This is a genomic window from Betaproteobacteria bacterium, from assembly GCA_009377585.1.
GTDB lineage: Bacteria > Pseudomonadota > Gammaproteobacteria > Burkholderiales > WYBJ01 > WYBJ01.
Map to the genome: position 1 here is coordinate 39,013 of WHTS01000019.1, position 26,502 is coordinate 65,514.

General features: G+C 66.2%; 25 protein-coding genes. 5 read left to right on the forward strand and 20 right to left on the reverse strand.

Annotated elements, in window-relative coordinates; translation table 11 throughout:
* Window positions 1-7: 7 nt before the first annotated feature.
* From GEV05_08960 to GEV05_08975, 4 genes are all read right to left on the reverse strand, one after another.
* Entirely contained in the window at window positions 8-730 is a 723-nt protein-coding gene (locus GEV05_08960; protein MPZ43517.1) for a UDP-2,3-diacylglucosamine diphosphatase, read from the reverse strand.
* 60 nt (window positions 731-790) lie between these two features.
* Entirely contained in the window at window positions 791-1,285 is a 495-nt protein-coding gene (locus GEV05_08965; protein MPZ43518.1) for a peptidyl-prolyl cis-trans isomerase, read from the reverse strand.
* A gap of 14 nt (window positions 1,286-1,299) precedes the next feature.
* Window positions 1,300-1,953 carry a peptidyl-prolyl cis-trans isomerase gene (locus tag GEV05_08970; GenBank protein ID MPZ43519.1) on the reverse strand — a complete coding sequence of 218 codons (654 nt, stop codon included), beginning with the start codon at window positions 1,951-1,953 and terminating at the stop codon, window positions 1,300-1,302.
* 100 nt (window positions 1,954-2,053) lie between these two features.
* Window positions 2,054-2,557, reverse strand: coding sequence for a tetratricopeptide repeat protein (locus GEV05_08975; GenBank protein ID MPZ43520.1), 504 nt, complete (start codon window positions 2,555-2,557; stop codon window positions 2,054-2,056).
* Between the two features lie 211 nt (window positions 2,558-2,768).
* Between GEV05_08975 and GEV05_08980 the strand changes: the two genes are divergently transcribed.
* Together GEV05_08980 and GEV05_08985 are read left to right on the forward strand one after the other, a co-directional pair.
* Window positions 2,769-4,139 carry a cysteine--tRNA ligase gene (locus tag GEV05_08980; protein MPZ43521.1) on the forward strand — a complete coding sequence of 457 codons (1,371 nt, stop codon included), beginning with the start codon at window positions 2,769-2,771 and terminating at the stop codon, window positions 4,137-4,139.
* 58 nt (window positions 4,140-4,197) lie between these two features.
* Window positions 4,198-5,361 carry a hypothetical protein gene (locus GEV05_08985; protein MPZ43522.1) on the forward strand — a complete coding sequence of 388 codons (1,164 nt, stop codon included), beginning with the start codon at window positions 4,198-4,200 and terminating at the stop codon, window positions 5,359-5,361.
* Here the strand turns inward: GEV05_08985 and GEV05_08990 are convergent.
* From GEV05_08990 to GEV05_09025, 8 genes are all read right to left on the reverse strand, one after another.
* Entirely contained in the window at window positions 5,358-6,227 is an 870-nt protein-coding gene (locus tag GEV05_08990) for a hypothetical protein (GenBank protein ID MPZ43523.1), read from the reverse strand. The genes GEV05_08985 and GEV05_08990 overlap by 4 nt on opposite strands.
* A 20-nt stretch (window positions 6,228-6,247) precedes the next feature.
* A complete protein-coding gene (locus GEV05_08995; protein MPZ43524.1) occupies window positions 6,248-6,868 on the reverse strand; it encodes a glutathione S-transferase in 621 nt (206 codons plus the stop codon).
* A gap of 125 nt (window positions 6,869-6,993) precedes the next feature.
* Entirely contained in the window at window positions 6,994-7,449 is a 456-nt protein-coding gene (locus tag GEV05_09000) for a carbon monoxide dehydrogenase (GenBank protein ID MPZ43525.1), read from the reverse strand.
* Window positions 7,450-7,467: 18 nt separating this feature from the next.
* Window positions 7,468-8,661, reverse strand: coding sequence for a VWA domain-containing protein (locus tag GEV05_09005; GenBank protein ID MPZ43526.1), 1,194 nt, complete (start codon window positions 8,659-8,661; stop codon window positions 7,468-7,470).
* Between the two features lies 1 nt (window position 8,662).
* Window positions 8,663-9,562: an AAA family ATPase gene (locus tag GEV05_09010; protein MPZ43527.1), complete on the reverse strand. Its 900-nt coding sequence runs from the start codon at window positions 9,560-9,562 to the stop codon at window positions 8,663-8,665.
* Window positions 9,563-9,637: 75 nt separating this feature from the next.
* Window positions 9,638-10,438: a carbon monoxide dehydrogenase gene (locus GEV05_09015; protein ID MPZ43528.1), complete on the reverse strand. Its 801-nt coding sequence runs from the start codon at window positions 10,436-10,438 to the stop codon at window positions 9,638-9,640.
* A 125-nt stretch (window positions 10,439-10,563) separates the two neighbouring features.
* Window positions 10,564-12,939 (reverse strand): molybdopterin-dependent oxidoreductase, encoded by a 2,376-nt coding sequence (locus GEV05_09020; protein ID MPZ43529.1) that lies wholly within the window; start codon window positions 12,937-12,939, stop codon window positions 10,564-10,566.
* The gene (locus GEV05_09025; GenBank protein MPZ43530.1) at window positions 12,936-13,415 is read right to left on the reverse strand and encodes a 2Fe-2S iron-sulfur cluster binding domain-containing protein; all 480 of its coding nucleotides are present in this window, start codon (window positions 13,413-13,415) and stop codon (window positions 12,936-12,938) included. The genes GEV05_09020 and GEV05_09025 overlap by 4 nt, the downstream gene beginning before the upstream one ends.
* A 400-nt stretch (window positions 13,416-13,815) precedes the next feature.
* Here GEV05_09025 and GEV05_09030 point away from each other — a divergent pair, with 400 nt between their 5' ends.
* The 3 genes from GEV05_09030 (at window position 13,816) to GEV05_09040 (ending at window position 16,330) form a co-directional block, all read left to right on the forward strand.
* Complete coding sequence (locus GEV05_09030) at window positions 13,816-14,040, forward strand: hypothetical protein (GenBank protein ID MPZ43531.1); 225 nt, start codon at window positions 13,816-13,818, stop codon at window positions 14,038-14,040.
* A gap of 90 nt (window positions 14,041-14,130) precedes the next feature.
* The gene (locus tag GEV05_09035; GenBank protein ID MPZ43532.1) at window positions 14,131-14,979 is read left to right on the forward strand and encodes a PEP-CTERM sorting domain-containing protein; all 849 of its coding nucleotides are present in this window, start codon (window positions 14,131-14,133) and stop codon (window positions 14,977-14,979) included.
* Window positions 14,980-15,181: 202 nt separating this feature from the next.
* On the forward strand, window positions 15,182-16,330 hold the full coding sequence (locus GEV05_09040; GenBank protein ID MPZ43533.1) for a hypothetical protein: 1,149 nt from the start codon (window positions 15,182-15,184) through the stop codon (window positions 16,328-16,330).
* Between the two features lie 95 nt (window positions 16,331-16,425).
* Here the strand turns inward: GEV05_09040 and GEV05_09045 are convergent, their stop codons facing one another.
* The 8 genes from GEV05_09045 to hrcA all read right to left on the reverse strand — a co-directional run bounded on the left by GEV05_09045 (window position 16,426) and on the right by hrcA (window position 26,273).
* Entirely contained in the window at window positions 16,426-18,573 is a 2,148-nt protein-coding gene (locus tag GEV05_09045) for a CoA-binding protein (GenBank protein ID MPZ43534.1), read from the reverse strand.
* Window positions 18,551-19,531 (reverse strand): tripartite tricarboxylate transporter substrate binding protein, encoded by a 981-nt coding sequence (locus GEV05_09050; GenBank protein MPZ43535.1) that lies wholly within the window; start codon window positions 19,529-19,531, stop codon window positions 18,551-18,553. Before GEV05_09050 ends, GEV05_09045 begins: the two co-directional genes overlap by 23 nt.
* A 200-nt stretch (window positions 19,532-19,731) precedes the next feature.
* Complete coding sequence (dnaJ, locus tag GEV05_09055; GenBank protein ID MPZ43536.1) at window positions 19,732-20,841, reverse strand: molecular chaperone DnaJ; 1,110 nt, start codon at window positions 20,839-20,841, stop codon at window positions 19,732-19,734.
* Between the two features lie 24 nt (window positions 20,842-20,865).
* Entirely contained in the window at window positions 20,866-21,141 is a 276-nt protein-coding gene (locus GEV05_09060) for a hypothetical protein (protein ID MPZ43537.1), read from the reverse strand.
* A gap of 164 nt (window positions 21,142-21,305) precedes the next feature.
* Window positions 21,306-23,231, reverse strand: a complete 1,926-nt coding sequence (gene dnaK / locus GEV05_09065) for a molecular chaperone DnaK (protein MPZ43538.1) — start codon at window positions 23,229-23,231, stop codon at window positions 21,306-21,308.
* A gap of 120 nt (window positions 23,232-23,351) precedes the next feature.
* Window positions 23,352-23,897, reverse strand: a complete 546-nt coding sequence (gene grpE, locus GEV05_09070) for a nucleotide exchange factor GrpE (protein ID MPZ43539.1) — start codon at window positions 23,895-23,897, stop codon at window positions 23,352-23,354.
* A gap of 95 nt (window positions 23,898-23,992) precedes the next feature.
* The gene (gene hemH / locus GEV05_09075) at window positions 23,993-25,189 is read right to left on the reverse strand and encodes a ferrochelatase (protein MPZ43540.1); all 1,197 of its coding nucleotides are present in this window, start codon (window positions 25,187-25,189) and stop codon (window positions 23,993-23,995) included.
* Between the two features lie 49 nt (window positions 25,190-25,238).
* Window positions 25,239-26,273 (reverse strand): heat-inducible transcriptional repressor HrcA, encoded by a 1,035-nt coding sequence (gene hrcA, locus GEV05_09080; protein MPZ43541.1) that lies wholly within the window; start codon window positions 26,271-26,273, stop codon window positions 25,239-25,241.
* Window positions 26,274-26,502: the final 229 nt, after the last annotated feature.

Here is a 26,502-nt window from a genome sequence, read left to right on the forward strand (position 1 = left end):
GCGGCGCTCAGGTCCAGGGTTCGGCCGTACAGCCGCTCGCATCGCAGCGCAGATACGATCCGGCCCGGTACCAGTCGGCCAGCACCCAGCGCTCGCACAGCCGGCCGTCGATGCGGTATTCGTGACGCGCGGGGCGATGGGTGTGGCCGTGGATCATGCGGGTGCAGCCGCAGTCTCGGAAAGCCTGCTCCACCGCGCGCGGCGCCACGTCCATGATCTCGTCGCTCTTCTGCTTCTGGCTCGATTCGCTGTCGGCGCGAAGCCCCAGAGCGATTCGTCGCCGCTCCTCGATCGGCTGGCGCAGAAACTGCTGCTGCCACTGCGGCGCATGCACCTTGGCGCGGAAGGCCTGATAGTCCGCATCGTCCAGACACAGCGTGTCGCCGTGAAGCAGCAGGGTAGGCGTGGCTGCGAGCGCCACGATGCTCGGGTCGGGCAGAATTTCGAAGCCGGCCGCGCCGGCAAAGCGCTCCCCCAGCAAAAAATCGCGGTTGCCCGGCATGAAGAACACCTGGCAGCTCGAAGTGGCGAGTCCCGCCAGCTCGGCGGCGATCTCGGCGTGAAACGGATCGGCCAGATCGTCGTCGCCGATCCAGTAGTCGAACATGTCGCCCAGGACGTAGAAGCGCTGCGCACGCCGCGCATCGGCACGCAGCAACCGGATGAACGCGCCCGCCATGGCCGGGCGCTGCGGCGTCAGGTGCAGGTCGGAAACGAACAGGGCTAGCAAGCACGCCTTCCGGCAAGTCGGCTCGATACCGCGTTTCGGCGCCAGCCGCGCTTCCGGTTTTCAGTCGGCCAGCTCGGCGCGCTCGATGACTACGTCGTCCTGCGGCACGTCCTGGTGGCCGGCACGCGAGCCGGTGCGAACCTTTCTGATGCGATCGACCACGTCCTGCCCCTCGGTCACCCGCCCGAATACGCAATAGCCCCAGCCTTGCGCGGTGGGCGCGCTATGGTTCAGGAAGTCGTTGTCCGCCAGGTTGATGAAGAACTGCGCAGTGGCCGAATGCGCATCGGACGTGCGCGCCATGGCGACGGTGTAGGCCTCGTTCTTCAGCCCGTTGTCGGCTTCGTTCTTGACCGCTGCGCGCGTGCGCTTCTGCTTCATCCCGGGCTCGAAGCCGCCGCCCTGGATCATGAAGCCGTCGATCACCCGATGGAAGACGGTGTTGTCGAAGTGCTGGTCGGCAACGTACTGCTCGAAGTTCGCCACCGTGTCCGGCGCCTTTTCGGCGTCCAGCGCGAGGGTGATGACGCCGAAATTGGTGTGCAGTTTGACCATGGCAGGCTCCGCCTCTAGCTGGTTGAAACGATGCGCACGCTCTTGATGACGATCGGTTCGAGCGGCACGTTCTGGTGGCCGCCGCGATTGCCGGTGCGCGCGGCGACGATCTTGTTGATCACGTCCATCCCCTGGGTGACGCGGCCGAACACGCAATAGCCGAACCCCTGCTGGGTCGGCCCGGTGAAATTGAGGAATTCGTTGTCGGCCACGTTGATGAAGAACTGCGCGGTGGCCGAGTGGGGATTGGGCGTTCGCGCCATCGCGACCGTTCCGGTGGTGTTCTTGAGCCCGTTCTGCGCTTCGTTGGCGATCGGCTCGCGGGTCTTCTTCTGCGTCATGTCGGGGGTGAATCCGCCGCCCTGGACCATGAACCCCGGGATCACGCGATGGAAGATGGTGCCGTCGTAGAACCGTTCCTTGGCGTATTGGAGAAAGTTCTCCACCGTCTTGGCTGCCTTATCCGCGTACAGCTCGATGCGGATGGTACCTAGGTTGGTCGACAATTCGACCACCGGATTGGCGGCCCAGGCCGGAACTGCAGCCAGAAGCAGAAGTACGAGGCCGAGCCCGCAGCGGGAAAGCAGGGGAGAGGGGAGCTTCGTGTGCCCGCCAAGCGGGCAGATTCGCGGGTAGAGCGTCCGAAGCCAATTGTGTGCAGGGATCATGGGGTTTAGTTGCCTTGAATGTGGATTGGTTTCCATTCCGGGTGCGCGCTCGAGCCGCGACATGGGGCGGCGTGACCTGGACTCGCCGCTGGCCTGCCCGCTAACGGGCCAGAAGTTGTTCGGCGAGTTTCAGTTTTTCGCGCGTGCTGGTTGCCTTGGGGTCGAGCTTTGCGGCCTGCGCGTAGGCCCGGGCCGCCAGTTGGGCATAGACATCGCCCAGATTCTCATGCGCGAGCGCGTAGCCGGGATGCGCCAGCACGGCCGTTTCGAGCACGCGCCGTGCGTCGTCGTAGCGGCCTTTGGCCGCGTACAGCACGGCCAGGTTGTTGTAGGGCTCCGGCAACTCGGGCATGTCTTCGTTGAGCGCGCGGAAGACCGCGATCGCCTCGTCCGGCTTCTGCTGCTCGGTGAGGATCACGCCGCGCAGGAAGCGCCCGCGCGCGTCCTTGGGATTGTCCTTCAGATAGGCGTCGACGCGAGCCAGCGCCGCGGCGGGTTGCCCCTGGCGCAGCATCGCCCGCGCGTCGTCGACGCCGTCCGCCCACGCTGCCGAGAGCGGCAGCGCGGCCGCCAGAGCGAGCAGCGCAAGGCGAAAGAGAGGCATCGTGCTATACTTTTTTTCGATCCGCGACCGGCGTTTACGCCGTGAACCCAGAGCGTTTACGCCGTAAACTTGTACGCGTTTACGACGTTGGACCCGGCGGATTCTAGCAAGAACCCGAAAGCGCGCGCCAGCGAATGGGTCAGCCGCGCCGCAACTCGAGACGACGGCCGCGTTCGTCGATTCCCCTTCGATGCTGGGAGGCACCGGCGCAATGCTCCGAATCCACAACACGCTCACCCGCAGCAAGCAGCCGTTCGTACCGATCGCGCCGCCCAAGGTCGCCATGTACGTGTGCGGGATGACGGTCTACGACTACTGCCACCTGGGCCATGCGCGCGTCATGGTGGTGTTCGACGCGGTGGTGCGCTGGCTGCGCGTCAGCGGGTTCGACGTAACGTATGTACGCAACATCACCGACATCGACGACAAGATCATCAACCGGGCGCTGCAGAACAACGAGTCGATCGAGGCGCTCACCGAGCGTTTCATCGTCGCGATGGACGAGGACGCACAAGCGCTCGGCGTGATGAAGCCAAACTACGAGCCGCGCGCCACGCAGCACGTCGCGGGCATGCTCGCCATGATGGGAACGCTGGTCGAGCGCGGCATGGCGTACGCGATTCCCGGCGGCGACGTGTATTTCTCGGTGCGCGACTTTCCCGGTTACGGCAAGCTTTCCGGCAAGTCGCTGGAGGATCTGCGCGCCGGCGAGCGGGTCGACGTGGTGGCCGACAAGCGCGATCCGCTCGACTTCGTGCTGTGGAAGGCGGCCAAGCCGGGCGAGCCCGCCTGGGACTCGCCCTGGGGAAAGGGGCGGCCGGGCTGGCATATCGAGTGCTCGGTCATGAGCGAGTACCACCTCGGCAGTCACTTCGACATCCACGGTGGTGGCCAGGATCTGCAGTTCCCGCACCACGAGAACGAGATCGCCCAGTCGGAGGGCGCGCACGGCCATACTTTCGTGAACTACTGGATGCACAACGGCTTCGTGCGCGTCGACGACGAGAAGATGTCGAAGTCGCTGGGCAACTTCTTCACCGTGCGCGAGGTGCTGGCGAAATACGACGCCGAGGTCGTGCGCTTCTTCATCCTGCGCGCGCACTATCGCAGCCCGCTCAACTATTCCGACCAGCACCTGGACGACGCGCGCTCGGCCTTGACGCGGCTCTATACCGCGCTCAAGGGCACAGCGCCGGCGCAGACTGCGATCGACTGGAGCGAGCCGCACGCGGCGCGCTTCCGCGACGCGATGGACGACGACTTCAATACGCCCGAAGCGGTCGCAACCCTGTTCGAGTTGGCGAACGAAGCCAATCGACTGCACTCGGCCGAACATGCCGGCTTGCTCCGGGCGCTGGGCGGCGTCCTGGGATTCCTGCAGCGCGACCCGGTGCAATATCTGCAATCGGCGCCGGCCGATGCTGCCCTCTCGGCCGAGGACATCGAAGCGAAGATCGGGCAGCGCGCGGCCGACCGCAAGGCGCGCGATTTCGCCGCGGCCGATCGCATCCGCAAGGAGCTGGCGGACGCAGGCGTGACGCTCGAAGACACCGCACAGGGCACCGTCTGGCGCCGGCAATGAGCGCGCCGGCAATAAGTACGCCGGCAATAAGTACGCCGGCAAGGAGTGGGTAGCGTCGATGTCGCGGCTGATGCAGTCCCCGGTTGCAGCCTGCAGCGATTGGCAAGCGCTGCTTGCGTCGTTGCAGGCGCGACCCGGCGGCGCCGCGCTCGCCACAGCGCCGCTGCCGCTCTTGCGGGCAGTGCTGGCGGCGCCGGTCGCGGTAGCGCGCTGGATCGCCGAACGCGCGCCGCAGCTTGCCGCGAAGTCCGCACTGCATATCCTGGTCGTGGGGGCCGAGAAGCTGGACGCGGTCGACCAGGGCCGCTGGTATCGGTTGTTGCCCGCGCTGCTGGGCGCCGATCTCGACGTGCGTGTTACGCTGGTGGGCGATCGCCTCGATGCCGGCGCCCGTTCGCCTGTGCGCGCCTTGGCTCCGTCGCCGGCGGCACGCTTGCACGCCGGCTCGCTCGCAAGCTATCTGGCCGCGCATAGCGCAGGAGCGCACGATCTGGTTTTCCTGTTTCATCCGGGTTTCCAGAAGCACCGGGGATGGTTGCACGACGCCAGCCTCGCCGCCTTGGTGGCCGCAGGCGTGCCTCTGGTCGCCAGTGCCTACGGGCAGGACGAATCCGAGGTGGATCGATGGGTGGCGCAATGCCATGGCTACTCGACACACGCCGAGACGCTGCTCAATCCATTCTGCCTGGACTTTAGCGATGCCGACTCGGCGCTGCATTGGGGACGGGCGCTGTGGCAGTTCGCAGACCGGATACCCGATCCGGGCGCACAAGTGGACCATGTGCGGCTGGCACGGCTGGACCAGCTTTCGCGCATGGTCATGCACTCGATCGCGCTGGGCAACACGCCGCTTGCGCCCCAGGGAGCCATGGTCGCGATCAACGCTTCGAACGGCGCAAGCCGCAAGCTGATCTATCTCTTCGACGAGTATTTTCTCGATCCAGGCTGCAGCGACGTGCTCGCGCTGCGCGCGGGCGAGCTGCAGCGCGTCGTCACGCTGCCGGCGGCGGCGATCGCGGATTATCCGCACGGCGATGCGAGCGAGCTGGAGCGCGCCGTGTGGGCCGCGGCGATCAAGTCCGAGCACCTCATGGCCCACTATGACCTGCCCGTGGACGACGAAACGGGGCACGTTCTGGCGCGCGCGATGCACGCCGATCTCACGCAGAAGGTGGACGCGCTGCTCGAAGGTTGCCAACCCGACTTTCAGAGGTTGGGCTAGCGCGCCTCGTTTGTCAGCACGTACTCGCGATGGCCGAGGACGGCGTAGCCCAAGGCGTTGCGCTCGCAATAACTCCGGAATGCCGCTTCGGCGCCCGGGCAGAAGATCGACCCGTCGCACAGGATGACACCCCCGCTGCTCAAGCGCGGATGGAAATATGCGAGCGCTGCGAGCGTGGGCTCGTACAGTGTTACGTCCAGGTGCACGAAGGCCCAGGAGGACTCGGGCAACGACGACAGCACGGCCGGTATCCAGCCTGCGTGCACCGCCACGGCCGGAAACTCCGAGGCGAACGCGGCGCGCACGGCTTCCTCGGAGGCGTCCGTCTTGCCCGCCTCGAAGAACTCCGCCATGCGCACATCGCCATTTCGATCGGTATCGCGCACCGCGATGAGATCCTGCGCCACGTTGTGGCTGGTGCCGGAGAAGCTGTCGATCAGGTGCATCGCCTGGCCGTCGAAGGACGGCTGGCGGCTGCGCATGGCGCGGCAGAGCAGCAACGCGGTGGCGCCGCGATAGGCCCCGCACTCGGCCCTGCGGCCGGGCACGTCGAGCGTAGCCAGCAGATAGCGGCACAGCTGCGCGCGCGTATCGAAGCGCTGGAAGACGTTGAAGGGCGTGAGCACCGTGCCGGTCACGCGCATGGCCTCGCGGTACATGTCGATGAACCGCTCGTCACCGATCCGGTAGTCGCCGAACAGGATATCCAGGTGCCGTTCGACCGGAGCCCGCCCATGCGCTTCGTACAGGCGGCGCTCCTCCTCAAGGGGCAGCTCCACTCGCGGAAGCTCCACTCGCGGCGTTGCAGGTCCGGCCCGGGCGACGCGGGCTCGCTGCGTCGCCTCGAACAATCGCTTCAGCAGCATGCAGGCATTGGCGTCCGCGCTCAGGTCAGTGGCAGCATGACATGCTGCTGGTATGCCGGACGCTCGGTCAGGCGCAGGTACCAGGCTTCGACATTGCGCAGCGCGGGCCGCTCGACGTTCAGGGCGAACCAGCGATAGGCCGCGACTCCGAGTGGAATATCGCCCATGGTGAAGGTCGTACCGCCGAGGAACTTCTTGCCCGTGAGCTGAGCGTCGAGCAGCGCCAGGGCCTTGATGCAGCGAAGACGCGCGGCCTCGACCGCGGCCATGTCGCGCTTCTCCGGCGCGGTCCGGATCAGTTGCCAGAACACGACACGCAAGTCCGGCTCGAAGCTGGTGTGGTACCAGTCCATCCACTTGTCGACGTCGGCGAAGGCTCGCGGGCTTCCGGGCCACAGCGTGCCCAGCCCGTGCACGCCGCACAGATAACGCACGATGGCGTGCGATTCCCACAGAACCCAGTCGCCTTCCTCGATCGTGGGCACGCGAGCGTTGGGATTCTTGGCGAGATATTCCGGGGTATTGTTGATGCCGAACTCCATCCCGGCATCGATGCGCTCGAACTGGACGTTCAGCTCGCCGCAGCACCACAACACCTTCTGCACGTTGATCGAGTTTCTGCGCCCCCAGATTCTCAGCATGCCGGTTCCCCGCGCGGTATGGTGCGGCCAGTATAGCCGGATTGTCGAAAGAAACACCCCCGTGATCGCGGGGGTGCGGGCGAAACAGCGACGGCTCGTTGCCGGCCGGCCACGCCGGCCCCCGGTCAAGCCTCGCCGGAAGCGGTTACGTGCTTGTTGAAGGCGCTGAAGAACTGCTCGGCGAGCTTCCTTGCCGCGCCATCGATCAGGCGCGAGCCGATCTGGGCGAGCTTGCCGCCGACATTCGCCTTGACCGCGTATCCCAGGCGAGTCTTTTCGTCGCCTTCGGGCGTCAGATTCACCTGGGCGCTGCCGCGCGCAAATCCGGCCACCCCGCCCTGACCCTCGAAGGCGAGGTTGTAGGATTCCGGCGGGTTCATGTCGGCCAGCTTGAGCTTACCCTTGAATCTGGCACTTACGGGGCCGACCTTGGCAGTCAGGACAACGTCGTATTCGTTCTCGCCGCTCGGCACGATCGATTCGCAGCCGGGGATGCACGCCTTCAGCACCTCCAGGTCGTTCAGCGCTTGCCAGGTTTTTTGCTGCGACACCGGGATTTGCTGCTCGCCGGTCATTTCCATCGTGGGGCCTCCGTTGTTCTACGTCATGGCTCTGGAGCTGCGCCCGGGCAGTGCGCGAAATACGCGCCCGAGATCGGCAAGGCTCGACAGATTGTGCGCCGGCAGAAAGTAATCCACGTAAGGGAGCATGCTGAGGATACCTGCCGCGCGCGGCTCGAAACCGGGGAATCGCAACAGCGGATTGAGCCACAGGAGCGAGGCGCAGGAAGCGCGCAAGCGGCGCATCTGGGCATCGAGGTCGCTGCCAACGCCTGCGTCCAGGCCGTCGCTGATGAGCAGAACGACACCGCCGCGGCTCAGCACCCGGCGCGACCAGCGCTGGTTGAATTCGCGCAGGCAGGCGCCGATGCGGGTTCCGCCCGACCAGTCGGGCACGGCCCGGCCGACCGCGGCCAGCGCCTGGTCGACGTCGCGCTCACGCAACGCCCGCGAGACATTGGTGAGGCGCGTGCCGAAAACGAAGGTGTGCATGCCGCGCCGGAGGCTGCCGAGCCCGTGCAGGAAGTGCAGCAGCATGCGGGCATAACGGGCCATCGAGCCCGAGATGTCGCACAGGACCACCAGGTCGCGCGGCTGGCTGCGCTGAATGCGGCGCCGGCGCACGATCCATTCACCGCCGTGCTTGAGGTTATGCCGCAGCGTTGCGCGCAGATCGAGGGCAGCGCCGCTCGTGTGCGGCCGGTAACGGCGGCTGGTGCGCAAGGGCAGCGGCAGATTGAGCTCGCGCAGAACCCGCTTCGCGCACCGAGCCTCGTCGGCCGACATGGATTCGAAATCCCGCTGCCGCAGCACTTCCCGCCGCGACGATGTCAGGGCGGCGTCGAGCGTGATCTCCTCGCCCCGAGGCGGCTGCTGGGAAGCATGGGCGCTGCGCAGTGCATCGGCCAGGCGGTTGCTCATGCGCTGCTCCGGCTGGCCTCGGGCAAGCGGCCCGGCAACTCTGGGCAGGCGCGCAGCGGGATTCGTGGCCGGGTGCGGTTGCCAGAAGAGCCGGAATGCTTGGTCGAACAGCTCGCGCTGCTCGGCGCGATCGATCAGGGTGGCGGCAAGCGCTGAACGCAGGTCGGCCCGGCGCTCCGGACCCACCCAGGCGGCCGCTTCCACCGCGGCCAGCGTCTTGTCCACGCCGACCGGCAGTCCGGCACGGCGCAGCAGGCGGGCGAAATGAACCACGTTGGCCGCAAGCCGGCTGGATTGCTCGGGTGCGTTCATGCTATGCCATGGCGGCGGGCAGCTCGGCCAGGATGCGAGCGGCTTCGGCGCCGCGAACGCGGGCCATGTCGTCCTGGTATTTGAGCAGCGCCCCCAGCGTGGCATCGGCCGTGGGCGCATCCAGCTCCGAACGGTCCAGCGCCACGATCGCATTGCACCATTCGATGCTTTCGGCAATGCCGGGATTCTTGAACAGTTCCAGCGTGCGCAACCGCTGCACGAACGCGACCACCTGGCGCGCCAGCGTCTGCGCCGCGGCCGGCGCCTTGCGCCGCAGGATCTCCAGCTCGCGCTCCGCTTCCGGGTAGTCGATCCAGTGATAGAGGCAGCGGCGCTTGACGGCATCGTGGATCTCGCGCGTACGGTTCGACGTAAGCACGACGATCGGTGGCGTCGGCGCCTTGAACACCCCGAGCTCCGGCACGCTCACCTGGAAGTCCGACAGAACCTCCAGCAGGAAGGCCTCGAACGGCTCATCGGCGCGGTCGAGCTCGTCGATCAGCAACACCGGTGCGGGCAAGTCGCCGAAATCGATGGCCTGCATGAGCGGGCGGCGCAGCAGGAAGCGCTCGCTGAAAAGCTCGTTGGCGATCGCCTGGCGCGACTTCACGCCGGATGCTTCCGCCAGGCGGATCTCCAGCATCTGGCGCGAGTAATCCCACTCGTAGAGCGCCGAGGAAACATCCAGACCCTCGTAGCACTGCAGCCGCACCAGCCGCGTATCGAGACCCTGCGCCAGGACCTTCGCCACCTCGGTCTTGCCGACACCGGCTTCGCCCTCCAGGAACAGCGGCCGGCCCATGCGCAGGGCGAGGTACACCACGGTCGCCAGGCTGCGGTCGGCGACGTAGTCGGCGCGCGCGAGCAGTTCGAGCGTGGTATCGACGGAATCGGGCAACATGGGGTCGCAACGGGTAGCCGACGATCATAGCATTCAGCGCCGGGCGCCTCGGCGCGGAAGCGAGACAGATCTCGCTTAGATCTTGGCCGCCTGCTCGACGGCGCGCTGCGCCATCACCGTGACCAGGTGCGCGCGATAGTCGGCCGCCGCGTGCATGTCGGCGTTGAGGCCTTCGGCGGGCAGCACGATCTTCTCGATCGCCTTGGGCGTGAAGTCCTTGGCCAGCACCTTCTCCATGCGCTTGGCACGGAAAGCGCACGGGCCGGCGCCCGTCACGGCCACGCGCACGCCGCTGGCGGTATCGCAGACGAACACGCCGACCAGCGCGAAGCGCGAGGCGGGCTGGCGGAACTTGGCATATCCGGCGCGCAGGGGCTGCGGGAAATCGACCCGCAGGATGATCTCGCCCGGCTTGAGCGCGGTCTCGAACAATCCCAGGAAGAACTTGTCGGCCGCGATCTCGCGCTTGTTGGTGACTACGGTGGCGCCGAGGCCCAGCACGGCGGCCGGGTAGTCCGCGCCGGGGTCGCTGTTGGCGAGCGAACCGCCCAGGGTGCCCTGGTTGCGCACCTGCCGATCGCCGATGCCGGCCGCCAGACGGGCAAGCGCCGGGATCGCGCGCTGCACCTCGCGCGATGCGGCTACTTCCGCATGGCGCGTCATGGCGCCGATCGACACGACATTGTTGCCGGCGCGGATGCCGGCGAGCTCCGCGATGCCGGAAAGGTCGACCAGGAACGGCGTCTGCGCCAGCCGCATCCGCAGTGCGGGCACCAGGGTCTGGCCGCCCGCCAGCAGGCGCGCTTCGGCATTGCGGCGCAGCGCCGCGGCTGCGTCTTTCAGCGATTCCGGCCGGGCGTAGTCGAAGGCATACACGGTGCGCTCCCTATTGAGTATCCGGAAAGGGGCTGACATGCCGCTTTCCGCAGGACGCTCCCCTCTCCCTTTGGGAGAGGGGCTGGGGGTGAGGGAGCGAGCTGTGAGGCATTTGCGGAAGCTCGCTAGGTTTTCGCCGCCCGGCCCTGGGGCGCGGATCGGATCGCACGCCACACGGTCTGCGGCGTCGCGGGCATGGGCAGATCGCGAATCCCGAGCGACCACACCGCATCGGTGATCGCGTTCATGACCGCGGCCGGTGCGCCGATGGCGCCCGCTTCGCCGCAGCCTTTCACGCCCAGCGGATTGTGCGTGCACGGGGTTTCCTTGAGCGCCACGTCGAAGCTCGGCAGGTCGTCGCTGCGCGGCAAGGCGTAGTCCATGAGCGATCCGGTCAGCAGCTGTCCGCTCTCGGCATCGTACACGCAGCCTTCGAGCAGCGCCTGGCCGATGCCCTGTGCGAGCCCGCCGTGCACCTGGCCCTCGACGATCATGGGATTGATCACCTTGCCGAAGTCGTCGACCGCGGTGAAGCGCTCGATGCGAGTCTCGCCGGTCGCCGGATCGATCTCGACTTCGCAGATGTGCGTGCCGGCGGGGAAGGTGAAATTGGCCGGGTCGTAGAACGCGGTTTCGTCGAGCCCTGGTTCGAGCTTGTCCAGCGGGTAGTTGTGCGGGACGTAGGCGGTGAGTGCGACCTGCGCGAACGGCACGCTGCGGTCCGTGCCCGCGATGGTGAATTTGCCGTCGACGAACTCGATGTCGGTGTCGGCGGCCTCCAGCAGGTGCGCGGCGATCTTCTTGGCCTTGGCGATCACTTTGTCAGCCGCGCGCACGATGGCCGTGCCGCCCACCGCGATCGAGCGCGAGCCATACGTTCCCATGCCGAAGGCGATGCGGCCGGTATCGCCATGCACGATATCGACGTCGCCCAGCTCGATGCCGAGCCGATCCGCGACCACTTGCGCGAACGTCGTCTCGTGCCCCTGGCCATGGCTGTGCGAGCCGGTGAACACGGTCACTTTCCCGGTCGGGTGCACGCGCACTTCGCCGGCTTCGAACAGGCCCGCGCGCGCGCCCAGCGAGCCCGCGACATTGGACGGCGCGAGCCCGCAAGCCTCGATGTAGGCCGAGTAGCCGAGGCCGCGCAGCTTGCCGCGCGTCTGGGCTTCCTTGCGCCGCTCCTCGAATCCGGCCGCGTCGGCGATCCGCATCGCCTCGGCCAGCGTCGCCTCGTAGTTGCCGGTGTCGTAGCACAACGCGACCGGCGTCTGGTGCGGAAAGCTCGTGATGAAATTGCGCCGCCGCAGCTCCGCCGGCGCGATCTTCATTTCGCGCGCCGCGGTCTCGACCAGCCGTTCCACCACGTAGGTCGCTTCCGGCCTGCCCGCGCCGCGATAGGCATCGACCGGCGCGGTGTTGGTGAAAACCGCGGCCACCTCGCAATAGATCTGCGGCGTGGCGTACTGGCCGGAGAGCAGGGTGGCGTAAAGAATGGTCGGGATGCAGGGGGCGAAAGTCGAGAGGTAAGCGCCCATCGCGGCCGTGGTATGCACGCGCATGGCCAGGAACTTGCCCTCGCGATCGAGCGCGAGCTCGGCCTGGGTGACGTGATCGCGGCCGTGGGCGTCGGCGAGGAAGGCTTCGCTGCGCTCCGCGGTCCACTTGATCGGCCGCTCGACCTGGCGCGAGGCCCAGGTGAGCACCGTCTCTTCCGGGTAGAGGAAGATCTTCGAGCCGAAGCCGCCGCCGACATCGGGCGAGATGACGCGCAGCTTGTGCTCGGGCAAGTTGAGCACGAAAGCGCTCATCAGCAGGCGCTCGACGTGCGGATTCTGCGAGGTCACGTGCAGCGTGTAGCTGTCCTCGCCCCGGTTGTAGGCGGCGACCGCGGCCCGCGGCTCTATGGCATTCGGTATCAGGCGATTGTTCACGAGCTCGAGCCGGGTGACGTGCGCTGCCTGGGCGAACGCGGCGTCGACCGCCTGCTTGTCGCCGATCGACCAAACGAAGCAGGTGTTGTCGGGCGCCTCGTCGTGGACCGGCGGCGCACCGGCCGAGCGTGCCTTGGCCGGATCGACTACCGCGGGCAGCACCTCGTAGTCCACCACGATCTTCTCGGCCGCGTCCTTGGCCTCGTTCAGGGTTTCGGCGATCACGACCGCGACCGCATCGCCGACGTAGCGTGCCTTGCCCGTGGCGAGCGGCGGATGCGGCGGCTCCTTCATCGGCTGGCCGTTCACGTCGGTGATGAGCCAGCCGCAGGGCAGTCCGTTTACCTTGCCGTCCAGGTCGGCGCCGGTGATTACCGCCGCGACGCCCGCCGCCGTCTTTGCAGCCGCCACGTCGATGGCACGGATGCGCGCGTGCGCGTGCGGCGAGCGCAGGAAATACGCGTGCAGCTGGCTGAGCAGCTGCACGTCGTCGGTGAACAACCCCGCTCCGGTGAGGAAGCGATAGTCTTCCTTGCGCGGGATGGCTTGGCCGATGGTGCTGGTCATGGTTTGCCTTTCATCGCGCTGGCGCCGCTCAATACCGCCTTCACGATGTTGTGATAGCCGGTGCACCGGCACAGATTGCCGTCCAGGCCGTTGCGCACGTCGGCTTCCGTGAGGTTCGGCTGCGAGCGGACCAGGTCGATCGCGTTCATTACCATCCCTGGCGTGCAAAACCCGCACTGCAGGCCATGGTGCTGCCGAAATGCGGCTTGCATGGGATGCAGGTCGCCGCCGCCGGGCGCAACGCCTTCGATCGTCGTCACCTCCGCGCCCTGCGCCTGCAGCGCGAGCAGTGTGCAACTTTTTACGGCCCGGCCGTTCAGGTGCACGGTGCAGGCGCCGCATTGCCCGGTGTCGCAGCCGACGTGAGTGCCCGTGAGGTGCAGGTGCTCGCGCAGCAGCTGCACCAGCAGCATGCGCGGCTCGACCTCGGTCGACACGGGCTTGCCGTTGACATTGAGGGAGAGGGAAATTGCCATGCATCCTCCTGCGGCAGCATCGGTGATGGGCTGCCCAGGGGCAGCCCATCGTGCTCGACTGCCCAGGGGCAGTCCATCGTGTTCGGCTGCCAAGGGGCAGCCGGTGGCGCGGCCGGATTGTTGTGTTTGGCTCGAAGGTCGACCGCGAACGTATGCTAGCCCGAAGGGTCAGGGGGTGTAAACACGCGTCCGGCTCGATCCGTCCGCGGTGCCGAAACGCGCCCCGATCTGTCGCCGCTTCGACACGAGGCTGACCCGATCCCGACATGGTCTTACGGCACGATTTACGGCGGCAAATAGCACGAGTGTGATTCAGATCACGCCGGGCGCAGCCGTAACGTGGACGGGCCGGCCGCTATCGCCGCGGCACGCGACTTGCGATAGAGGCCAGCAGAGATCGATGCGATCCGAAAGGAAAGGGATGATGGCGGGGCAGATGGCAAGCTTGGAGCAGGTGATCGGACAGTTCCGGCGCATGCTGCCGGAAGAAAGCGCAACCGCGCGGGCGATCGATCGGCAGGAGCCGTGGGAGCGGATCGCGCTCAATGCGGTCGATGACGGTTACATCGAGTTCGCCAACGAGCTGGGCAGCTTCATCGAAGTCTGCCTGCGACGCAACACCTAGAGATCCTCATGGATCTGCCTGCTTCTGGAGCGGGCGACGTATCCCGGAGCAACCACGAACGGTCCGCTCGAACGGACCGCGGAGAACGACATGCGCAGCATCATCGCGGGCAGCCTGACGGCGCTCGCACTTTGCGGCCCAGCTTTTGCGGGCCCGATCGTAGACGGAAGCGTGGCCGACTGGGGCATCACAGTCGGTGACGGCAACAGCAGCGACTTCTCCAGCCCCGCGGTGGCGAACGTCATCAAGCTCTACACCGCGCTCGAGGACAACAACGATTTGGCCGGCGATTCGGGCGCTCTGGGGCCCCATTTCGGCGGCCAGAACTACGACGTCGAATTCATGGGCGTCGCGATCGACAGTTCACGCCTGTACATCGCCGTCGTCACCGGCCAGCGTCCGGACAATGGCTTCGCTCGCTTCAGTCCCGGGGACATCCGGATCGTTGCCAACAACGGAGCCGTATATGGCATCGAGGTAGGCGGCGGCGCGGGCGGGGTCGCGGGCGGGCTCCTCACCGAAGGCGGCGGCGCGGCGGGCTCCACCTACAGCCTGAATGGCAACGGCTTCACCATCGGTTACGCCGACAGCCTGCGCACGGTGGGATCGATCTGGAAAGACCCGACCTGGTTGCTCGACCCCATTGCCTCCGAGGCCGAAGTGCAGATGGCAAACGCCGGCGGCACTCAGGTCGGCATGGCGGATTTTGCGTATACGCGCAACGCCGATCCGACCACGCAGCACTCGGTGATCGAGCTGTCGATCGATCGCGGCATCTTCGTCGGCGCAAGCGAACTGGACATCTACTGGGCGCCGAGCTGCAACAACGACGTGCTCGAGGTCCAGGACGATCTCCCGGCACGAGTGCCGGAACCCGGCACGCTGGGCACGCTCGCGGCCGGCCTGCTGGCATTGCGATGGGTACGCCGGCGGCGTTAGCCGACAAGCAGACCGATCCCCCTTGCCCCGCGAAAGCGGGGTTTTTTTTGGTTCCGGCATCACGTCGCCTTCGTTCGCGACATGAGCCTGCACCGAAATCCGCTTGTATCAGCTCACTTTGTTGGCTGATCCAGTATCGCGGGATTTTGGTTGCGGCGGTGGGCTATATACTGATCGTCGTACTATTCCGGCTCGAAGGCGTATGAAGATCACCGCGATCAAGACCCACCCGATTTCCATCCCGCTGGACGAAGCATCGTGGACGGCGCACGAGGCGCACGATCACGCGACCAACATCCTGGTCGAGGTGCGCACGGACGAGAGTCTTTGCGGCGTCGGGCAGATCCACGCCGGCCCCATGGCCGAGGTATGCAAGTGGGTCGAGCGCCTGGGCGAAGTGGCGCGCGGCATGGACCCGCGGGCGCATACGGAGATTTGGGATGCGCTGTTCGCGTTGACTTCGCCCCGGCCCGGAGCGATGCCTGCGCGGCCGGGCGTCATCGCGCCGTTGCCGCGCAGCGCACGGCCGCAGATCATGGCGGCGATCGGCGGCATCGACATCGCGCTCTGGGACATCAAGGGCAAGGCCGCAGGCCAGCCGGTCTACAAGCTGCTGGGCGGGGAGAAGCGCCCGGTCTTCGTCTATGCCACGGGCGGTTACTACCGGGCGAGCGCCGAGCCGAACGCCTGTGCCGATGAGCTTGCCGGCTTCGTCGCGCGCGGCTTCAAGGGCGTCAAGCTCAAGTGCTGCGGGCTTGCCATGGATACCGAAGTCGAGCGCATTCGCGCCACCCGTGAAGCGATCGGCCGCGATACGCTCTTCATGCTCGACATGAACGCGCCCTACGATCTGGCGCGCTGCATCGAATTCGCCGGCCGGGTGGAGCCGTTCTCGATCCATTGGCTGGAGGAGCCGCTGCACTGGTACCTGCAGCCGGCGGATTTCAAGCGGCTCGCCGAAGCCACGCCGATACCGCTCGCGCACGGCGAGCGCGAGCTGACCCGTTTTACGGTGCGCGACTTTCTTGCCTGCGGCGCGCTCCGCTACGTGCAGTTCGATTCCACCCGCGCAGCTGGCTTCACCGAATCGGTGCGTATTGCGCACCTGGCCGAGCAGTTCGGCGCGCGCATCGCCCCACACCAGGTGCCGGAGGTGCACGCGCATCTGTGCGCTGCGTTTCCGGGCGCGTCCTTCGGCGTCGAGGTGAACGGCAACCCGAAGCGCAACCCGGTGTGGGAGGGCATGTACCGGGAACGCGCCCGCATCGAGGCGAGCTACGTCGAGCTGAACGACAAGCCCGGCTTCGGCGTCGAGATCGATTGGGACTTCGTCGCCCGGCACAAGGCGTGATCGACGTAGGATTCATGCCTGCGACTCCATAGAGGGAAGCAGCGCGGAGCTGCGCGCAGGCTCGGACCCGGCCCGGTGCTTCGAGTCGTCGTTCGTCAGCGCAGCTCGCCGGTGCATGCATCGGCCAGGCGCACCAGCGCGTCGACTGCAACCACGCCCTCGGCTGCCACGATCAGCGGATTGATTTCCGCCTCCAATACCGTCGCGTCGCACGCGAGCAGCGACAGGCGATGAATGGTCTGCGCGAACGCGCTCAGGTCGCCGGGCGGCCGGTTGCGAAGGCCGCGCAGCGGCGCCATCGGAAGGCCGCGCAGCGGCGCCAGCGCAGGCACTTCGCCGATCATGGCAGCGGCGGTGGCGATGCTGACGGGCGCCAGGCGAATCGCGGGATCGCCGCAGAATTCGGCCATGCTTCCGCCGGCGCCGACCAGCACGATCGGGCCGACCTGCGGGTCGCGGCGAAAGCCGACGATCGCCTCGCCCAGGCCACGCTGCATCGCCTGCACCAGCACCCCGTCGATCCGTGCATGCGGACGGAGCGAGCGCGCGCTGGCCAGGATCGCATCGACCGAACGAGCCAATGCGGCCGCATCCGCAATGTCGAGCAGCACGCCGCCCAGATCGGTTTTGTGGGCGATATCGCGCGACAAGAGCTTCGCCGCGACCGGGAACGGCAGGTCGACCGGGTCGGCGCCGCTTTGCACCACGCACGCAGGCGCGAACGGAATGCCGACGGCAGCAAGCACTTTCGCTGCTTCGTACTCGTTCAACCACCCGCCGCCGGCTGCCCGGATCGCGGCACGCAGGACGCGCGCAAGGGTTTCGGGCACCCGTGCGCGCGGCTGCGGCGCATGCCAATCGAGATACGCCTGGATCGCGCTGGCGCACGCTTCGGGCGTACGAAAGGCCGCCACGCCGTGCTCCTCGAGCAACAACAGCGCACGTTCGGCGCGCGGGCCGACGAAAACGGCGAGCGGTTTCCCACCCCGCTTTGCCGCCAGTACGCGTTCGCGAACCGAGTCCGGCGCGTAGGCCGCGTTGGATCCCTGCACGGCGAGCACCAGATCGCAATGATCCGATGCGATCAGCTCGTCCAAAACGGCGGCATAAGCACCGCCGTCGGCACGGCCCATCGGCAGATCGATCACCCGAGCATCCGTAGTGCGAATACGCCGGGCAGCGAGATTTTCGACCACGTGCGCAGGCGGCGGCGCGAGTGCGATGCCGGATAGCCCGAGCCGATCCACCACCATCGCGGCCGCGCCGCCGCTCACGGTCACTGTGCCGACGCGGCGGCCGGCGGGCGGCCGATGGCCGAGCACCAGCTGCGCCGTTTCGAACAGTGCCTCGAACACGTCCACGCATAGGATGCCGTTCGCATGAAAAAAAGCCTTCGCGACGCGCGCATCGGCCGCCAGGGTTCCGGTGTGCGTGGCGGCAGCTTCCCGCCCGGCCGCGGATCGGCCCAGCATGAACGCGATCACCGGCTTGTCTGCCTGGAATGCCCGCTGGGCGGCTGCTGCCAGGATATCCGCATCGCGCAGCGCCTCCAGGAAAAGCAGGATGGCGCGGGTATCGGCGTCGTCGACCAGCAGATGCGTCAGCTCGCCGACCGCGAGGTCGCATTCATTGCCGACCGAGATCAGCTTGGAGAAGCCGAGTCCGCGCTCCTGCGCCCGCGTGACGATCGCGCCGAGCATCGAGCCGCTTTGCGATATCACGCTCAAAGCCCCGGGCCGCAGGGTCTCGTGCTCGAAAACGGCGTTGGCGGAGAGCGCGAAGTTGCCGCAGACGTTGATGAGGCCGAGGCAGTTCGGTCCGATCAGGCGCATCCCCGCGGCTCGGGCCACGGCGACGATTGCGTCCTGGCGGCGCCGGCCGCGTGCACCGGTTTCGCTGAAGCCGGCACTCAGGATGGTCGCGACCTTCACGCCGGCCGCGGCGCAATCCTCGATCGCCTGGGGTACCGCCACGGACGGCAGCATGACGAAGGCGTGATCGGGTGCTTCGGGTACGGCGGCCAGCGACTGGTAGGCGCGTTCGCCGGCGATGCGATCCCCCGTCGGGTGGATCGGGACGATGCTGCCGTTGTAGCCGTGGCGGCGCAGCACCCGTTGCGGGCGGGAGGTCAGCCGGGATGGATCGTCGGATGCACCGACCAGTGCGATTGCGTCGGGGCGAAAGACAACGCTTGCCAGCTGCGCGCGTTGCGCGGCCTCCTCAGTTGACCTTGATCCCGACATCACGGGCGACCTTGCCCCACTTGGCTGACTCGGATTCGAGGTACTCGGCGAGTTCCTGCGGCGTGCTGCCGGTTCCGGTCACGCCGTCACCCTTGAGCCGCTGCAGGACCGCGGGATCGCGGACGATGCGCACGAGCTCGCTATTGAGCCGTGCGACGACCGGCTGCGGGGTTCCCGCCGGGGCCATCATGCAATTCCACGAGCTTGCGTCGAAATTCGAGATACCGCTTTCGAGGAACGTCGGGACTTGCGGCAGCGCTTCGACCCGCCGCGGGCCCGTCAATGCGACGCCGCGCACTTTCTCGTTCCTGATGTGCGGCACCGAGGCGAGCAGCGTGCCGAACATGACCTGGACCTGGCCGGCAACGAGGTCGGTCAGCGCCGGTGCTGCGCTCTTGTACGGCACGTGCACCATGTTGATTCCCGCAACCGACTTGAACAGCTCGCCGGCAAGGTGCCCCGAGCCGCCGATACCCGAGGAGGCATAGTCGAGCGCACCCGGCTTCGCTTTCGCCAGCGCGACGAACTCCTTCACCGAGCGCGCGGGCAGCACCGGATGCACCATCAGCATCACCGGCTGCTGGGTGAGCTTGGTGATCGGCACGAAATCCTTGAACGGATCGTAGGGCAGCTTGCTGTGCGTGTGCGGCGCCATGGCAAGCGAGGTGATGCCGCCGATGTAGAGCGTGTAGCCGTCGGGGGCCGAGCGCGCGGCGGCCTGCGCGCCGATGGTTCCACCGCCGCCGGCACGGTTGTCGACGATGAACTGCTGTCCCATGGACTCCGTCAGGCGTTGCGCGAGCAGGCGTGCGAGGATGTCGGTCGGCCCGCCCGCCGAAAACGGCACGATGATGCGTACCGATCGAGAGGGATAGTGTTGTGCGTGGATGGCGCCGGCGGCGGCAAGCAAAATGAATAGACCGACCAGGCTGGCGCCCCGGTGTTTGAGCCCAAGCATGATTTCCTCCTCCGGGCGTCGGTCGCTGATTCGATGCGAATCGAAATCATCGTGCCGCCGCAGTGTGCGTGATCAGGGAGCAATCGAGCGTATTGGCTCGGCGGAAGAGTGTCAATGCGCCGGTCGGTGGGTGCCTCCGATTATCATGGTGCTGCGCTTCCAGGTAAGTCTTCGCCGTAAAGTGAAGCGTTTTTTTGGGGCTACGTCCCAAAAAACTCCTTCACTTTATCCATCCAGGAGCGGGCACGCGGGTTGTGCTCGCCATCGTGCGAGGCGCTGATCTCTTCCAGCTCCTGCAGCAGCTCTTTCTGCCGTGCCGTCAGGTTCACCGGCGTTTCCACCACCACGTGGCACATCAGATCGCCGTGCTGGGCCGAGCGCACGCCCTTGATACCCTTGCCGCGCAGGCGAAAGATCTTGCCGGTCTGCGTCTCGGACGGGATACGGATCTTGGCCGATCCGTCGAGGGTCGGAATCTCGATATCGCCGCCTAGCGCGGCGGTCGTGATGCTGATCGGCATCTCGCAGTGCAGGTCGTTGTGGTCGCGCGTAAAGACGGCGTGTTGCGCGATATGCATCACGACGTAGAGGTCGCCCGGCGGACCGCCGTTGGTGCCGGCCTCGCCTTCGCCGGAGAGCCGGATGCGGTCGCCTTCGTCGACCCCGCTCGGAATCTTGACCGAAAGGGTCTTGTGCTTCTTCACGCGCCCGGCGCCATGACAGGTGCCGCACGGCGTGGGCACGACCCGACCGCTGCCGTGGCATTTGGGGCAGGTCTGCTGTATCGAGAAAAAGCCCTGCTGCATGCGCACCTGGCCCACGCCACCGCAGGTCGGGCAGCTCACCGGCTGCGTACCGGGCTTGGCGCCGGTGCCATGGCAGGTTTCGCATTCCTCCAGCGCCGGGATGCGAATCTTGGTTTCGGTGCCGCGCGCGGCCTCCTCGAGGCTGATCTCGAGGTTGTAACGAAGATCGGCGCCGCGATAGACGTTGGAGCGACGCCCGCCGCCGAAGATGTCGCCGAAGATGTCGCCGAACGCATCGGCGAAGTTGTTGAAGCCGCCTGCGCCCGCGCCCACGCTCGAATCGACTCCGGCATGGCCATACTGGTCGTATGCCGAGCGCTTGTGCCCGTCGCTCAGGATCTCGTAGGCTTCCTTGGCCTCCTTGAAATGCTCCTCGGACTTCGGATTGTCCGGATTGCGGTCCGGATGAAACTTCATCGCCAGGCGGCGATACGCCTTCTTCAGGTCGTCGTCCGAGGCATCGCGGTTGACGCCCAGTATCTCGTAGTAGTCTCTTTTGGCCATCGTCTCTTGGGGCAATCGATCGGGCTAGCCCGGATATTTCATCGGGGCACGGGAGTTCGCCGGGAATTCGCGAACGTATACGTTCGCGCCGGCGAACGGCGAGTCGAGTTGCGAGCCAGTTTGGGCTCGGCCGTCGCAGCCAAAGCCGGACCCGGCGTAGTCGTTTGCCAGCCTATTGGCAAGACGGACATGCCCAAAATGGCCGCAAATCGGCCGCCAGCGCCCGTGCAGGCCGGCGTTCAAATCGTACTTGGCGACCACTCGCTCAATCACTTCATTACGCAAAGCGTTGGTTCTCATTCGGGCCGACCTGGTGAAATATCTGGGCTAGGCTGCGACATGAAGCAGAAAGCGCGCCGGACTGCTTATAGCAGAACGCGGCACGCGAACGGCACAAGGGTACGGCGACTCGGGCCGCCGTACCCTGCATCCATTCGCTTCTTCGCTGTCTCCCTCGCCGTGATCTACTTTTTGTCTTTCACTTCCTCGAACTCCGCATCGACGACATTGTCATCGGGCTTCGATTCGCCGCCGGCCGGGCCCTGCTCGCCGCCGGGCTGAGGCTGCGCTTGGCTCTCCTTGTACATCTGCTCGGCCAGCTTGTGCGCCGCCTGCGCGAGCGCCTCGGTCTTCGCCTCGATCGCGGCCTTGTCGTCGGACTTGAGCGCCTCTTCGGCTTCCTTCAGCGCTTGCTCGATGCGCGCCTTGTCGTCGGCCGGCACCTTCTCGCCGTACTCGGTCAGCGACTTCTTCACCGAATGGATCATGCTGTCGCACTGGTTGCGGGCGTCGATCAGCTCGCGCGCCTTGCGGTCGTCCTCGGCGTGCGCTTCGGCGTCCTTCACCATGCGCTTGATCTCTTCCTCCGACAGGCCCGAGCTCGCCTGGATCTTGATCTTGTTCTCCTTGCCGGTGGCCTTGTCCTTGGCGGAGACGTGCAGGATCCCGTTCGCGTCGATGTCGAACGTGACTTCGATCTGCGGCATGCCGCGCGGCGCGGTCGGAATGTCGGTCAGGTTGAACTGGCCGAGGCTCTTGTTGTGAGTTGCCATCTCGCGCTCGCCCTGCAGCACATGGATGGTCACCGCCGTCTGGTTGTCGTCCGCGGTCGAGAACACCTGGTTCGCCTTGGTCGGAATGGTGGTGTTCTTCTGGATGAGCTTGGTCATGACGCCGCCCAGGGTCTCGATGCCGAGCGAGAGGGGGGTCACGTCCAGAAGCAGCACGTCCTTCACGTCGCCTTGCAGCACGCCGGCCTGGATTGCCGCGCCGACCGCAACGGCTTCGTCCGGATTGACGTCCTTGCGCGCATCCTTGCCGAAGAACTCCTTCACCTTGTCCTGCACCTTCGGCATGCGGCTCTGGCCGCCCACCAGGATCACGTCCTCGATGTCGGTAAGCTTGATGCCGGCGTCCTTGATCGCCGTGCGGCACGGTTCGATGGTGCGATCGATCAGATCCTCGACCAGGCTCTCGAATTTGGCGCGCGTGATCTTGACCGCCAGGTGCTTCGGCCCGCTTGCGTCCGCGGTGATGTATGGAAGGTTCACTTCGGTCTGCTGCGAGGAGGAGAGCTCGATCTTCGCCTTCTCGGCCGAATCCTTGAGCCGCTGCAGCGCCAGGATGTCCTTGCGCAGGTCGATGCCGCTTTCCTTCCTGAACTCGTCGCAAAGATATTCGATCAGGCGCTGGTCGAAGTCCTCGCCGCCGAGGAAGGTGTCGCCGTTGGTCGACAGCACCTCGAACTGGTGCTCGCCCTCGACTTCGGCGATCTCGATGATCGAGATGTCGAACGTGCCGCCGCCCAGGTCGTAGACCGCGATCTTGCGATCGCCCGTCTTCTTGTCCAGCCCGAATGCGAGCGCCGCCGCGGTCGGCTCGTTGATGATGCGCTTGACTTCCAGGCCCGCGATGCGTCCCGCATCCTTGGTCGCCTGGCGCTGCGAGTCGTTGAAGTAGGCCGGAACGGTAATGACCGCTTCGGTGACCGGCTCGCCGAGGTAATCCTCCGCGGTTTTCTTCATCTTCATCAGGACCTGGGCGGACACTTCGGGCGGCGACATTTTCTTGCCGCGTGCTTCCACCCAGGCGTCGCCGTTGGACGCCTCGACGATGGCGAACGGCGATTGCTTGATCGCCTTTTGCACCTCGGCATCCTTGAAGCGGCGGCCGATCAGGCGCTTGACGGCGAACAGCGTGTTCTTCGGATTGGTGACGGCCTGGCGCTTGGCGGGCGCGCCCACCAGCACTTCGCCGTCTTCGGCGTAAGCCACGATCGAAGGCGTGGTGCGCGCGCCTTCCGAGTTCTCGATCACCTTGGGCTGGCCGTTCTCCATGATCGCGACGCACGAATTCGTGGTCCCGAGGTCGATGCCTATAGTCTTTGCCATGGTCGTTTCCTAACTGTACTGTCAGCGAATGATTTCGTCACCGGCATGAAAACTGCGCCCATTCTCGGCCGCACCATGCCCATGCAAGTGGTGAATGAATTTGGGGTTTGGCGAGCAATTTCAAGCTAGGCTGCGCTTTGGCGCCGCGACCGAGACCAAGGCCGGCCGTATCACCCGATCGTGCAGCGCGTAACCCTTCTGCAACACCTGAACGACGGTGTTCGGCTCGGCGTCGGCTTCGACCATCGTCATCGCCTCGTGCCGGTGCGGATCGAACTTCTCGCCCACCGGGTTGATCTCGGTGAGGGTGAACTTGTCGAAGACGGCGTCGAGCTGCTTGAGCGTCAGCTCGACGCCGCCGCGCAAGCTTTCGACCGTGTCGTTCTGCGCGGCAAGGGCTGCCTCCAGGCTGTCCTTTACGGGCAAGAGCGAATTGGCGAAGCTCTCGACCCCGAACTTGTGGGCGTTTGCAACGTCGATTTGCGCGCGTTTGCGTACGTTTTCAGCGTCGGCCTTGGCGCGCAGCCACGCGTCGTGGTGCTCCTGCGCCTGCAATTCGGCCTTGCGCAGCAACTCGTCCAACCCCGGCATGCTGTCGGCCGCCGTCCCGGCGCCTTCCGCAGCGTCGCCGTAACCTTGCGAAAACTTGTCATCATCTTGATTCATAGAATATTCCTGCCTGGCTTATGCGCTGACCTTCTGCGGCCACATGGGGCCGCCGGTTTGCAATTTCAAGCCGCCGAGCCGAAGCCGAAGCGCGCTCAGCCTTTGGCGCCGAGCGCCAGCGCACGAGCGCGGCCGGCCGCGAGCGCGGCTGGGTCCTCCGGAGCAAGCCACCCGTGCAGGTTATCGGCCGCGATGTCGGTCAGCGCCTTGATCCAGTCGTCGCGCTCGTTCAGGCACGGGATGTAATGAAAGGCCTGCCCGCCGGCACGCAGGAAGGCCGACTTGCCTTCCAGGGCGATCTCTTCCAGCGTCTCCAGACAGTCGGACACGAACCCGGGACAGATCACGTCCACCCGCGCGGTTCGGCTGCGTCCGAGCTCCGCCAGCACGTCCGCCGTGTACGGTTGCAGCCAGCGGGCGCGACCGAAGCGCGACTGGAATGCCACCCGATACCGCTCGCCAGGCAGCGCCAACGCTTCGGCCAGGAGTCTTGCCGTCGCCTGGCATTCGCAGTGGTAAGGATCACCGCGATCCAGCGTGAAGCGCGGGACGCCGTGAAAGCTCATGACCAGCAGGTCGGGCCGCCCCGTCTGCATCCAGTAGTCGCGCACACTCTGGGCCAGGGCGGCGATATAGCCGGAATGGTCGTGAAAGTGCTTCACGAACCGAAGCGCCGGAACGTTTCGCACCCTCGCGATCGTTGCGTGCACGGCGTCCATCACCGAGCCGGTCGTGCTGCCCGCGTACTGCGGATAGAGGGGAAGGATCAGAATACGATCGCAGCCGCGCGCGCGCAGTGCATCCAATCCCTGCGCAAGCGACGGCGAACCATAGCGCATTGCCCATTCGATTTCGATGCGGCCGCCATGGCGCTCACCCAGATGGCGCTCACCCAGATGGCGCTCACCCAGATGGCGCTCACCCAGATGGCGCTCACCCAGATGGCGCTCACCCAGATGGCGCTCACCCAGATGGCGCTCACCCAGATAGCCGCGCAGCATGACGGCCTGGCGGGCGGTATGGACCAGAAGTGGAGAGCCTTCGCCGCTCCAGATCGCGGCGTAGCGCCGGGCGGATTTGCGCGGGCGGGTCGTCAGGACGGTTGTATGGAGCAACGGAAGCCACAGGACGCGCGGCAATTCGACCACGCGTGGGTCGGACAGGAACTCGCGCAGATAGCGCCGGAGCGCCGGCGCGGTCGGCGCTTGCGGGCTTCCCAGGTTGACCAGGAGAATTCCAGGGCTGGATGCCGTGCCGTGACGAAACGGCGGCTCGGGTCGGTAGTGCGCCATCAACCAGGCCGCAGCCGCACGCTCTGTTGCGGCCGCGCCCGAGCCACGCTCAATCCTCGGCGCGCACGCGGTTGGACAGGGCGCTCGAAAGCAGCTTCGCGGTGATGTCGACGATCGGAATGACGCGCTCGTACGCCATCCGGGTAGGGCCGATCACGCCCACCGTGCCGACCACCTGGCCGTCGACTTCGTAGGGCGCGGTCACGACGCTGCACTCGTCCAGCGGCACCAGGCCCGACTCGTTGCCGATGAAAAGCTGCACCCCGTTTGCGCGGCTGGACAAGTCCAGCAGCTTCAGCAACTCGGTCTTCTTCTCGAACAGGCCGAACAGCTGGCGCAGGCGCGCGAGATTGGACGAGAGGTCATCGACCTCCAGAAGATGGCCTTCGCCCGAGATCACCACGTTGTCGACCGGATCGGAAACCGCCTGGCTGCCCGCTTCCAGTGCGGCCGTCATCAGCCGCGACATGTCGGCGTGCAGCTCCTGCAGCTCGCCGCGGATACGAACCCGGATCTCTTCGAACTGCAATCCGGCGTAATGCTGGTTGACGAAGTTGGTCGCTTCGGTGAGCTCGCTCGGTGAATAGGCGCGGTCGGTGAAAATGATGCGGTTCTGAACGTCGCCCTCCGGCGTGACGATGATCAGCAGCACGCGCTTGTCGGTGAGATTCAGAAACTCGATGTGGCGAAAGGCGATGCTGCGCCGTTTCGGCGCCAGCACCACGCCGGCGAAACGCGTCAGATCCGACAGCAACTGCGACGCCGAGCTCATCATGCGCTCGATGCTGTCGGGCTGAATCTGGCCTTCGAGGTGGCTGATCTCGAGCTCGGCCAGCGGGCGCACCTTGAGCAGCGTGTCGACGAAGAGGCGGTAACCGCGCGCGGTCGGCACGCGTCCGGCGGAGGTGTGCGGGCTCGCGATGAAGCCCATGTCCTCCAGGTCGGCCATGATGTTGCGGATGCTTGCCGGGCTCAACTCCAGTCCGGAGTAGCGGGAAAGCGCGCGCGAGCCCACCGGCTGGCCTTCGGCGATGTAGCGTTCGACCAGGGTCTTCAGCAAGGTCTGCGCGCGGTCGTTCAGCATGAGACCATTCTACCGTCTCGCGCTCGTCCGGCAAGCCAATGCTCGTTTTTTGCCTTTGCGACATGGACGCCGGGTAGCCGCGCCTCTATGCTGTCGGGCTCGAAGGAAGTCTTGGCGCCGGCAAGCATGCCGCGCGCATGGAGGGGCGAACGGCCAAGGGGTGAACGTTTCGCCAGCAGCCGTATGCACCGTTTGGGTTGCGCGACGGCAACCGCGGCATACGGCCTGA